The sequence below is a fragment of the Pseudomonas siliginis genome, assembly GCF_024072275.1.
Lineage (GTDB): Bacteria > Pseudomonadota > Gammaproteobacteria > Pseudomonadales > Pseudomonadaceae > Aquipseudomonas > Aquipseudomonas siliginis.
In genome coordinates, this window is record NZ_CP099598.1 from 4,922,539 (window position 1) to 4,933,549 (window position 11,011).

Consider the following 11,011-nt stretch of genomic DNA (forward strand, 5'->3'; position numbering starts at 1 on the left):
ATCGGGCAGGCTCTATGGTTTAACAATAGGCCAAGCTGTCAGAACGAGAACGCTAGAAGTTATACCAAAAAACAGAATTGTACAGGTTTCATCGACGGCGTAGTCTGTACAGAAAGGTAAACGAGGCCCCTATGACTGTACCTATCGCAATCATCGGCACCGGCATCGCCGGGCTCTCCGCCGCTCAGGCTCTGACAGAGACCGGGCATACCGTCCAACTGTTCGATAAAAGCCGCGGCAGCGGCGGGCGCATGTCGAGCAAGCGCAGCGACGCCGGCTCGCTGGACTTGGGCGCTCAATACTTCACCGCGCGCGACCGGCGCTTCGTCACCGAAGTGCAGCGCTGGCAGAGCCGGGGCTGGGCCGCCGAGTGGACGCCGCAGCTGTACACCTTCCAGGGCGGCCAACTGAACATGTCGCCGGACGAGCAGACCCGCTGGGTCGGCACGCCGCGCATGAGCGCCATCACCCGTGGCCTGCTCGATGGCCTGGACGTGCAGTTTGCCTGCCGCATCACCGAGGTCTATCGCGGCGAAGAGCACTGGCATCTGCAGGACGCCGACGGCTGCACCCACGGCCCCTTCAGCCATGTGGTGATCGCCACGCCGGCACCGCAAGCCACCGCGCTGCTGGCCGCCGCACCGAAACTTGCCGGCGTCGCTGCCGGGGTGAAAATGGAGCCGACCTGGGCCGTCGCCCTCGCATTTGAAACCCCGCTCGATACGCCGATCGAAGGCTGCTTCGTGCAGGACAGCCCGCTCGACTGGCTGGCGCGCAACCGCAGCAAACCCGGGCGCGACAGCACTCTCGACACGTGGGTGCTGCATGCAACCAGCGCCTGGAGCCGGCAACACATCGACCTCTCCAAGGAAGCAGTAATCGAACATCTGCACGGTGCGTTCGCCGAATTGCTGCACAGCGCCATGCCTGCGCCGACCTTCAGCCTCGCCCACCGCTGGCTCTACGCCCGCCCCGCTACCGGCCACGAGTGGACCACGCTGGCCGACGCCGACCTGGGCTTGTACGCCTGCGGCGACTGGTGCCTGTCGGGCCGCGTTGAAGGCGCTTGGCTGAGCGGTCAGGAGGCTGCACGTCGCTTGCACGAACACCTGCAATGAATCGCATCAATCCGCGCAAATTGCTGCTGTCGAAGTGGACAGCAGCCCACCCGCAAAATCGCGAAAAACATTTTCTGGTCACCGAACTGATCCGCGACGAGGAAGGTACGGTGCTGGAAGTTGAATTGCAGGCGGTGCTGACCCAGCGTAGCGAGCGACTGGATTGGCAGGTGCTGAAAGACAGCGAGCACTGGTTACTGGGCTGGAAATAGATTTCCCTTGTGGGAGCGAGCCTGCTCGCGAAAGCGCTGTATCGGATACGAAATCACTGACTGACCCACCGCTTTCGCGAGCAGGCTCGCTCCCACATATTCAGCGCTGTAGAAAAATCTTATACAAATCATTTGACTTGTACATCCATCGATCTATGCTGAGGAAAAGTTGTACAGAGATAACTCTCTGTACAGGTATAGATTCGAGGTGCTCATGTCTACTGCTTCCCTGTCCAAGCCGAAGATCGCCATCAGCGCCTGCCTGTTGGGCGAAGAAGTGCGCTACAACGGTGGGCACAAGGAATCGCGGCTGTGCAGCCGCACCCTTACCGAATATTTCGATTTCGTCCCGCTGTGCCCGGAAGTTGCTATCGGCATGGGCATTCCCCGTGAGCCGATTCGGCTGGTCGGCGACCCTGAGCAACCCGAGGCGGTCGGCACCGTTGACCGGACCATCAACGTCACCAGGCCGCTGGCCGAGTACGGCGAGAAAATGGCCGCCGAGCTGCAGGACCTTTCCGGCTACATCTTCATGCAGCAGTCGCCCTCCTGCGGGCTGGAACGGGTCAAGGTCTATCACGACAACGGCGCGCCAGTGAATGGTGGCGGACGCGGCATCTATGCGCAGGCATTCTGTGCACAGCATCCGGATTTGCCGGTGGAAGAAGCCGGGCGCCTCAACGATCCGGTGCTGCGGGAAAACTTCATCACCCGCGTGCTGGCCTACAGCGCCTGGCAGCAAGTGCTCGCCGAGGGCCTGAGCCGCCGCGCCCTTACCGAGTTCCATTCGCGCTACAAGTACCTGCTGATGGCGCACAACCCGCTGCAATACAAAAACCTCGGCAAGATGCTCGGCAACATGGCCGACAGCGATCCCGCCGAACTCGGCCCGCGCTATTTCAGCGAGCTGATGGCCGCGCTGAAGAAATGCGCCACTCGCGGCACCCATTGCAACGTGCTGCTGCACCTCAGCGGTTATTTGAAACAATCGCTGAGCGCCGAAGACAAACAGGAAATGCAGCAGATCATCGGCCAGTACCGCCAGGGCATCGTGCCGCTCGTGGTGCCGTTGACGCTGCTCAAACACCATTTTCGACTCCATCCGGACCCGTACATCGCGCAGCAGGTTTACCTGCAGCCGCACCCGGAAAACCTCAGTCTGCGAAACGCGATCTAATGAACGATAAAACCGATAGCAGCGCCCGGGAAGACCTCGGCGCCGACTTCAAGAAAGCCCTCGACGAGGGCTGGTTGCCGATTCGCGAAGTCGCGCGGCAGACCGGCGTCAACGCCATCACCCTGCGCGCGTGGGAACGTCGCTATGGGTTGGTGGTGCCCCAGCGCACGCCCAAGGGCCATCGACTGTATAGCGCTGAACATGTGCAGCGGATCATGGCCATCCTTACCTGGCTCAACCGTGGCGTTGCGGTCAGTCAGGTCAAGCCTCTCCTCGACGCGCCGCAGGCCTTCACGGAAACTGTGGAAAACGATTGGCAGCGTCTGCATCAGACGTTGCTGTCGGCGGTCACCTCGCTCAATGAGCGCGCGCTGGATGACAGCGTCAATCAGGCCATCGCCTTGTATCCGCCACGGACGTTGTGCGAGCAATTGCTGATGCCGCTGCTGGCCGAGCTCGAACAGCGCTGGCAGGGCCAGTTCGGTGCGCAGATGGAACGGACGTTTTTCTTTTCCTGGTTGCGCAGCAAATTCGGCGCACGCATCTACCATAACAACCGTCAGCTGCATTCGGCGCCGCTGTTGTTGATCAATCATTCCGACCTGCCGCTGGAGCCGCATCTGTGGCTGTGCGCATGGCTGATCAGCAGTGCCGATTGCCCGGTGCAAGTGTTCGACTGGCCACTGCCGGCCGGTGAACTGGCGCTGACCGTCGAGCATCTGCAAGCCCGTGGCGTGCTGCTGTATTCGAGCAAAGCCATGCAACTGGCGCAGTTGCCCAAGCTGTTGGCAAACGTCAATTGCCCGACCTTGATTGCTGGCCCCACGGTGCACATCCACCACACCGAGTTGTCCGCACGCACCGCCCAGACTGCCGATCTGTTCCTGGCTGAAGATCCGCTTGCCGCACACCAGGCGCTGCTCGAGCGCGGATTGATTTGATGATGGGTTTAATCACATGCAACTGATCTGGCTGCGCAGCGACTTGCGCCTACATGACAACACAGCCCTCGCGGCCGCCGCAGCGCGCGGCCCGACCGTGGCGGTGTATCTGTTGAGTCCGCAGCAATGGCTGGAGCACGACGATGCGCCGTGCAAAGTGGATTTCTGGCTGCGCAACCTGCGCGAACTGAGCCAGAGCCTCGGCGCGCTGAACATCCCGTTGTTGATTCGCAGCGCACCGCACTGGGATCAGGCACCGGCGGAGCTGCTCAAACTCTGCCGGCATTTGAAGATCGAGGCGGTGCACGCCAACGAGGAATACGGCGTTCACGAAAGCCGCCGTGATGAAACCGTGGCCGAAACGTTGCGAGCCGAAGGCATCGAATTCCACAGTTACCTGGATCAGTTGCTGTTCAAACCCGGCACAGTGCTGACCAAGACCGGCACCTACTTCCAGGTGTTCAGTCAGTTTCGCAAAGTCTGCTACGAACGCCTGCATCGCTCGATGCCGGCACTGGTCAAGGCACCCGGCAAGCAGGCCGCGCTGGATATCGCCAGCGATGCAATTCCGGAGGCGGTAAAAGGTTTCGCCACACCGAGCGAATCCCTGCGCGCCCTGTGGCCGGCCGGCGAGCAAGAGGCGCGACGCCGCCTCGATACCTTCACCGACGCGCAGATCGACTACTACCGCAGTGAACGCGACTTCCCGGCCAAACCTGGCACCAGCCAATTGTCGGCGTATCTTGCCGCCGGCGTGATCTCGCCACGCCAGTGCCTGCACGCTGCACTGCAAAGCAATCAGGGCGAGTTCGAAAGCGGCAAGGTCGGCGCAGTGACCTGGATCAACGAGCTGCTGTGGCGCGAGTTCTATAAACATATTCTGGTCGGCTACCCACGTGTCTCCCGGCATCGCGCCTTTCGCCCGGAAACCGAAGCGCTGGCCTGGCGCGATGCGCCGGAAGAACTCAAGGCCTGGCAAGAGGCACGCACTGGGCTGCCGATCATCGACGCGGCGATGCGTCAACTGCTGGAAACCGGCTGGATGCACAATCGCCTGCGCATGGTCGTAGCGATGTTCCTGACCAAAAACCTGCTGATCGACTGGCGCGAGGGCGAACGCTTTTTCATGCGCCACCTGATCGACGGCGACCTGGCGGCCAACAACGGTGGCTGGCAGTGGAGCTCATCGACCGGCACCGACTCGGCGCCGTACTTCCGTATCTTCAACCCGTTGAGCCAGTCGGAAAAATTCGATGCCGAAGGCGTGTTCATCAAGCACTGGTTGCCGGAACTGGCCGGGCTCAACAAGAAGGAAGTGCACAATCCGGCGGCAGCCGGAGGACTGTTCGGCGTGGCCGATTATCCGGCCCCGATCGTCAACCTCAGCGCCTCACGCGAGCGTGCGCTGACGGCGTTCAAGAACCTGCCGTCGCGCCAGCCTGTGGGCGGCAGCGATGAGTGAATTCCTGCGCAGCTTCGCCCGCGAGTTTTGCGGGTTGAACAAAGACAACCTGCATCGCCTCGGCGAGCTGTACAGCGACGACATTCATTTCACCGATCCGCTGCACGAAGTTCAGGGCCTGGCACAACTGCGGGATTACTTCAGTGAGCTGTACGCCAACGTCAGCGATCTGCGTTTCGATTTTCACGGCTTTGACCAGATCCGCGAAGGTGAGGGTTACCTGCGCTGGGTCATGAGTTATCGCCATCCGCGCCTGGCCAACGGTCGGGAAATCAGGGTCGGTGGCTGCTCGCACCTGCTCTGGCGCGACAAGGTTTATCGCCATCGGGATTATTTCGATGCCGGGGCGCTGCTGTATGAACACTTGCCAATATTGGGCCGGGTGATTGCCTGGCTGAAAAGGAGAATGGGATGAGTCGTACACCTCCACGGCGGTATTGGTTGACCGGCGCCAGCAGTGGCATCGGTGCAGCCTTGTGTGAGGACATTCTGAAAAGCGGCGCGCACCTGGCGGTCAGCTCGCGCTCGGCCGCGCCGCTCAAGGTCTTGTCCCAGCGTTATCCGGGCCAGGTGCTGGTGGTGCCCGGCGATCTGACCAACAGTCAGACCGTGCGCGAAATCGGTGAGCAGATCACCGAGGCCTGGGGTTCGCTGGACAGCGTGATTCTCAACGCCGGCACCTGTGAATATGTCGACGCGCGCCAGTTCGACTCGTCGATCATCGAGCACGTGGTGCGCACCAATCTGCTCGCCAGCAGCTATTGCATCGAAGCCGCCCTGCCGCTGTTGCGCAAAGGCTCGGCGCCGCATCTGGTCGGCATGGCCAGCTCGGTGACTTACCTGCCGCTGCCACGGGCCGAAGCCTATGGCGCATCGAAGGCCGGGCTGCGTTACCTGTTCGAATCGCTGCGCATCGATCTGGCGGATGAAGGCATTGAAGTCACCATCATCAGCCCGGGTTTTGTCGAAACGCCGCTGACCGAGAGGAACGATTTCCCGATGCCGCTGAGCTGGCCCGCAGATAAAGCGGCGCGGCACATCTTCGCCAAACTCAAGGACCGTCCGCTGGAAATTGCCTTCCCGGGGCTGTTCATGGCCGCGCTGTGGCCGCTGTCGAAATTGCCGGCCCGCGCGCAATTGGCGATCGGCAAACGCATGGTGCGCAAGAACCCTCCGCAGCGGGACCCGATATGAAAATCGCCGTAATTGGCAGCGGTATCGCCGGGCTCACCTGCGCCTACCTGCTGAACCGCCGCCACGACATCACCGTGTTCGAGGCGAGTGACTGGGTCGGCGGCCATACCCACACCGTACCGGTCAGCGTGGCTGGGCAATCGTTCGCCATCGACACCGGTTTCATCGTGTTCAACGACTGGACCTACCCGAACTTCATTCGCTTGCTCAACCAGCTCGGCGTGGCGTTCAAGCCGACCGAAATGAGCTTTTCGGTAACCGACCCGGACACTGGCGTGGAGTACAACGGCAACAACCTCAACAGCCTGTTCGCCCAGCGCAGCAATCTGTTGTCGCCGGGGTTCTGGGGCATGCTGCGCGATATTCTGCGCTTCAACAAAGAAGCCCAGCGCGACCTGATGGAACTGCGCATCGCCGCCGATACCACGCTCGATGATTACCTCAAGGCCGGCGGCTACGGCGAGCGCTTCATCCTGCACTACATCGTGCCGATGGGCGCGGCGATCTGGTCGATGCCGATGGCGGAAATGCTCAATTTCCCGCTGCAGTTTTTCCTGCGTTTTTTCAAGAATCATGGCCTGTTGTCGGTCAGTGATCGGCCGCAGTGGCAGGTCATTGAAGGCGGTTCCAGTGCCTACGTCGCGCCGCTGACCGCTTCGTTCAGCGACAGGATTCGCCTGACCTGCCCGGTCAGCCGCGTCGAGCGCAATCAGCATGGTGTGGTTATCCACAGCCCGGCCGGCCTCGAACATTTCGACAAGGTGGTGTTCGCCTGTCACAGCGATCAGGCCCTGAGGCTGTTGGCCAACCCGAGCGACGCCGAGCGTTCGATTCTCGGTGCCCTGCTCTACGCCGACAACGACGTCGTGCTGCACACCGACACGCGCCTGCTGCCTACGCGCAAACTGGCCTGGGCCAGCTGGAACTATCGCCTCGGCGGCGCCGGCCATACCCGCGCGGCGGTCACCTACAACATGAACATCCTGCAGGGCATCGAGAGCGACACCACGTTCTGCGTCAGCCTCAACCAGACTGCCGGCATCAGCCCCGATAAAGTGCTGGCCCGCTATACCTACGCTCACCCGCAATACACCCTCGCCGCAGCGGCCGCGCAAAACCGCTGGGGCGAACTCGACGGCGAGCAGCACACGCATTATTGCGGCGCCTACTGGGCCAACGGCTTTCATGAAGATGGCGTGGTCAGCGGGCTGCGCGTAGCCGCCGCGTTCGGTGAAACCCTGTGAACAGCGCACTGTATAGCGGCGTGATTGGCCACCGACGTTTTGCGCCGCGCCGCCACGAATTCCGCTACCGCATTGGCCTGCTCTATCTCGACCTGAGCGAACAGGACGCCGTGCTGGCCTTGTCGCCGCTGGCGGGGCGCAGCCGCTTTGCGCCGTTCTCGTTTCGCGAAACCGATTACCTCAAAGCCTTCACCGGCAAGGGCATGCGCCTGATCGACGCGGTGCGCCAGCAGGTCGGTGCAGCCATCGGTCATGAACCACAAGGCGCGGTGTGCCTGCTGACTCAGCCGCGCAGTTGGGGCCTGTCGTTCAATCCGGTGAGTTTCTTCTACTGCCACGAAGCCGACGGACAACTGGCGGCGATCGTTTGTGAAGTCACCAATACGCCATGGCGCGAGCGTTTTCATTACGTGTTGCCGGCGCAGACGCCGACCAGTCTGGTGGATTTCCACCAACATTTTGCTGTAGCCAAGGCGTTTCACGTTTCACCGTTTCTGCCCCGCGACCTCGAATACCGCATGAGCTTCAGCCCGGCCGCGCAAAGCCTGGGTGTGCACATGGCCGATTGGCAGGGCAGCGAGAAACTGTTCGACGCCACACTGAATCTGCGCCGCGAACCGCTCGATCGTCGCAGCCTGCATCGCTATCTGCGGCGCTTCCCGTGGATGACCGCAAAAACCGCCTTGGCGATTTATTGGCAAGCACTGCGACTGCTGCTCAAGCGCGCGCCGATCTTCCCTCACCAGGCTGCCGACGGCAGCTTTAAAACCGCCACTGTGCCTCCGAAGGAGCCGCACCATGAAATCCTCTAGCCTGCCGCTCGGTCGCTTCAGCACCAACGGTTTGACCGGCTCGCTGCTGCGCCGTGGCGTGTTGCGCCAATTGGCCCAGCTCAAACACGGACAATTGATGGTCGTCGAGGATGGCGAACAAATGCTCTTCGGTACGCCGGGCAGTGCTCTGCTCGGGGAAGTCCATGTGCTCGACCCGGCCCTGTGGGGCATGGTCGCCAGCAGCGGCTCGATCGGCGCCGGCGAAGCATTCATCCACGGCTATTGGAGTTCGCCGGACCTGACTGCTGTGGTGCGCGTGTTCGTCAGCAATCTCGATGTACTCGATGCCATGGAAGGTGGCCTGGCGCGTCTGGGCCGGCCCTTCGTGCAAGGCCTGCACTGGCTCAATCGCAACACGCGCAAGGGGTCGCAGAAAAACATCGCCGCGCACTACGACCTCGGCAATGAACTGTTCGAACAGTTTCTCGACCCGACCATGATGTATTCCGCCGCCCAGTTCCTTTCGCCGAGCGACACCCTGGAACAGGCGCAACTGAACAAACTCGAGCGCATCTGCCAGAAACTCGCGCTCAAACCCAGCGACCACCTGCTGGAAATCGGCACCGGTTGGGGCAGCATGGCCCTTTACGCAGCACAGCATTACGGTTGCCGCGTGACCACCACGACGCTGTCGAAAGAGCAGTTCGCGTTCACTGCCAAGCGCATCGAACAACTCGGCTTGCAGGATCGCGTCACCCTGCTGCTCAAGGACTACCGCGACCTCAGCGGCGAGTACGACAAACTGGTGTCGATCGAGATGATCGAGGCGGTCGGCCATCGGTTCCTGCCGACCTACTTCAAGCAATGCGCGCAGTTGCTCAAAAGCAACGGCCTGATGCTGCTCCAGGCGATCACCATTCGCGAACAACGCTACGAACAGGCCAAGCGCAGCGTAGACTTCATCCAGCGCTACATCTTCCCCGGCGGCGCCCTGCCCTCGGTGCACAAGATGCTCGATGTGGTCGGCCGCGAAACCGACATGAACCTGCTGCACATGGAAGATTTCGGCCTGCATTACGCCAAGACACTGCGCCTGTGGCACGAGAACTTTCGCCTCGCCCATGGTCGCCTGAGCGAGCTGGGCTACGACGATTATTTCCTGCGTTTGTGGGAGTTTTACCTGTGCTATTGCGAGGGCGGATTCCTCGAACGCACCATCGGCACCGCGCAATTGCTGCTGGCCAAACCGGCGGCGATGACCGCTCCCCTGCTCGGACGCTTCGATGCGTGAGCGAATCGCCAATGCCGTGCTGTTTCAGCTCGGCTGGCTGGCCTGCGTGCTCGGCGGCAACAGTTTATGGCTGTTGCTGGCACTGGCGGCGCTGGTGATTCATCTGCGCTGGATCAGCAGTTGGGCGGCAGAAGGTCGTTTGATTCTGTGCGTGGTGATTGTCGGCACGGCGGTGGACAGCGTCTTGCGTTACCTCGACGTGTTCCGCTTTGCAGACGCGTCACCGCTGATTCCGTTGTGGCTGATGCTGCTATGGGCACTGCTCGCCACCACGTTGCGCCACTGCCTGGCTTGGAGCGCGCGGCCATGGTGGCTGGCCAGCGGACTTGGCGCGGTGGGCGGGGCATTGTCGTACTACGGTGGCGGACGCCTGGCCGGCGTGCATTTCCCTTACGGCGAAGTGTCGACGCTGATCGTTATCGGGCTGCTCTGGGCAGGGCTGTTCCCGCTGTTGCACTTGATGGCACGGCGTCTGGCGCCGTGAGCGTCCGTCAGCGCTTTCACACCCACCGCGATCACTGCCTTACACTGCCACGATGAAAACCATCCCTCACACACAAATCGCCGAACCGGCGGTCACCTGCTCGACCTGTGCGGCGTGCTGCTGCCAGCTCGAAGTGATGCTGATCACCGACACCGGCGTGCCTGATCGCTTTATCGATACCGATGAATGGGGCGGCGAAGTGATGCTGCGTCTGGACGACGGCTGGTGCGCGGCACTGGATCGCGACAGCATGATGTGCACGATCTATGAACGACGCCCGCTGATTTGCCGCGAGTTTGAAATGGGCGCGCCGGAGTGCATCGAAGAGCGCCGGGGAATTGCTACAGCCTACCGCTGATTTCTTTGACGGCGCAGAAACAACTGTGGGAGCGAGCCTGCTCGCGAAGGCGGTGTGTCAGCCACCATTTGAAGTGACTGACACTCTGCTTTCGCGAGCAGGCTCGCTCCCACGTTGGTTCCGCGTAGGCGGATTACAGCGGCATTGTGTAATGCAGCGCGTAGCTTTCTACACCATCGTTGTCGCTGGACAGGCCGGCGTTGGAGTAGTGCGTGGCGCGGATGCCGACTTCGTGGCCGCCGTTGAAACGCAGGCCGACACCGATGCGGTCTTCAAACTGGAAGGAGCCGCCCAGGTTGTTGCTTTCGTATTCGGTGTTGGAGAAGAACGCCACGCCGATACCCGCTTCCACGTATGGCTTGACCGACTGACCGGCAAACTCGTAAACGAATACAGGCGAGAACGACAGGCTGTTGTTGCTGGAAGTCTTGTCACCTTCCCAGTACGTGTAGGCACCGCTCCAGTAGCCGGTCAGGCGACCCACGTCGCTCTGCAGCCAGCTCTTGTCCCAGTCGAAATTCATGCCTAAGCGATACGTCATTGTCGAATCGCTGGTACCGCCGACGGCGAATTCAACGCCAGCGGCTTGTGCAGTAATGCTTTGCCCCATCAGTGCGGCCGCAATCGCGGCCAAGCAGAATAGTCGCTTCACTTTGAAACTTCCTTTTCCGGAACGATCGTTTGGTTTTTAGTTGCTGCTGTCGCTATAGAAATCCGCGCTTGGTCAGAAGTTCAGCGTTTTTTTAGTTATTTCACA

At 61.2% G+C, this 11,011-nt stretch carries 13 protein-coding genes; 12 read left to right on the plus strand and 1 reads right to left on the minus strand.

Annotated elements, in window-relative coordinates; translation table 11 throughout:
• The first annotated feature begins 131 nt into the window (after positions 1-131).
• The 12 genes from NF676_RS22560 to NF676_RS22615 all read left to right on the plus strand — a co-directional run bounded on the left by NF676_RS22560 (position 132) and on the right by NF676_RS22615 (position 10,254).
• Entirely contained in the window at positions 132-1,118 is a 987-nt protein-coding gene (locus NF676_RS22560) for an NAD(P)/FAD-dependent oxidoreductase (protein ID WP_041479990.1), read from the plus strand.
• Positions 1,115-1,330 carry a TIGR02450 family Trp-rich protein gene (locus tag NF676_RS22565; RefSeq protein WP_076564097.1) on the plus strand — a complete coding sequence of 72 codons (216 nt, stop codon included), beginning with the start codon at positions 1,115-1,117 and terminating at the stop codon, positions 1,328-1,330. Before NF676_RS22560 ends, NF676_RS22565 begins: the two co-directional genes overlap by 4 nt.
• Before the next feature lie 214 nt (positions 1,331-1,544).
• On the plus strand, positions 1,545-2,507 hold the full coding sequence (locus NF676_RS22570) for a YbgA family protein (RefSeq protein ID WP_041479992.1): 963 nt from the start codon (positions 1,545-1,547) through the stop codon (positions 2,505-2,507).
• Entirely contained in the window at positions 2,507-3,448 is a 942-nt protein-coding gene (locus tag NF676_RS22575) for a MerR family transcriptional regulator (protein WP_016773222.1), read from the plus strand. The genes NF676_RS22570 and NF676_RS22575 overlap by 1 nt, the downstream gene beginning before the upstream one ends.
• A gap of 16 nt (positions 3,449-3,464) precedes the next feature.
• Complete coding sequence (gene phrB, locus NF676_RS22580; RefSeq protein ID WP_252886791.1) at positions 3,465-4,910, plus strand: deoxyribodipyrimidine photo-lyase; 1,446 nt, start codon at positions 3,465-3,467, stop codon at positions 4,908-4,910.
• Complete coding sequence (locus NF676_RS22585) at positions 4,903-5,325, plus strand: nuclear transport factor 2 family protein (RefSeq protein WP_071173575.1); 423 nt, start codon at positions 4,903-4,905, stop codon at positions 5,323-5,325. Before phrB ends, NF676_RS22585 begins: the two co-directional genes overlap by 8 nt.
• Positions 5,322-6,104 carry an SDR family NAD(P)-dependent oxidoreductase gene (locus NF676_RS22590; protein ID WP_252886792.1) on the plus strand — a complete coding sequence of 261 codons (783 nt, stop codon included), beginning with the start codon at positions 5,322-5,324 and terminating at the stop codon, positions 6,102-6,104. The genes NF676_RS22585 and NF676_RS22590 overlap by 4 nt, the downstream gene beginning before the upstream one ends.
• Positions 6,101-7,348, plus strand: a complete 1,248-nt coding sequence (locus NF676_RS22595) for an NAD(P)/FAD-dependent oxidoreductase (protein ID WP_252886793.1) — start codon at positions 6,101-6,103, stop codon at positions 7,346-7,348. Before NF676_RS22590 ends, NF676_RS22595 begins: the two co-directional genes overlap by 4 nt.
• Complete coding sequence (locus NF676_RS22600; RefSeq protein ID WP_056790285.1) at positions 7,345-8,160, plus strand: DUF1365 domain-containing protein; 816 nt, start codon at positions 7,345-7,347, stop codon at positions 8,158-8,160. Before NF676_RS22595 ends, NF676_RS22600 begins: the two co-directional genes overlap by 4 nt.
• Positions 8,147-9,412, plus strand: a complete 1,266-nt coding sequence (locus NF676_RS22605) for an SAM-dependent methyltransferase (RefSeq protein ID WP_236168897.1) — start codon at positions 8,147-8,149, stop codon at positions 9,410-9,412. Before NF676_RS22600 ends, NF676_RS22605 begins: the two co-directional genes overlap by 14 nt.
• The gene (locus NF676_RS22610) at positions 9,405-9,896 is read left to right on the plus strand and encodes a DUF2878 domain-containing protein (protein WP_150741822.1); all 492 of its coding nucleotides are present in this window, start codon (positions 9,405-9,407) and stop codon (positions 9,894-9,896) included. The genes NF676_RS22605 and NF676_RS22610 overlap by 8 nt, the downstream gene beginning before the upstream one ends.
• A gap of 52 nt (positions 9,897-9,948) precedes the next feature.
• On the plus strand, positions 9,949-10,254 hold the full coding sequence (locus tag NF676_RS22615) for a YkgJ family cysteine cluster protein (RefSeq protein ID WP_024014290.1): 306 nt from the start codon (positions 9,949-9,951) through the stop codon (positions 10,252-10,254).
• Positions 10,255-10,387: 133 nt separating this feature from the next.
• Here the strand turns inward: NF676_RS22615 and NF676_RS22620 are convergent, their stop codons facing one another.
• Complete coding sequence (locus NF676_RS22620; RefSeq protein ID WP_041480001.1) at positions 10,388-10,906, minus strand: acyloxyacyl hydrolase; 519 nt, start codon at positions 10,904-10,906, stop codon at positions 10,388-10,390.
• Between the last annotated feature and the right edge of the window lie 105 nt (positions 10,907-11,011).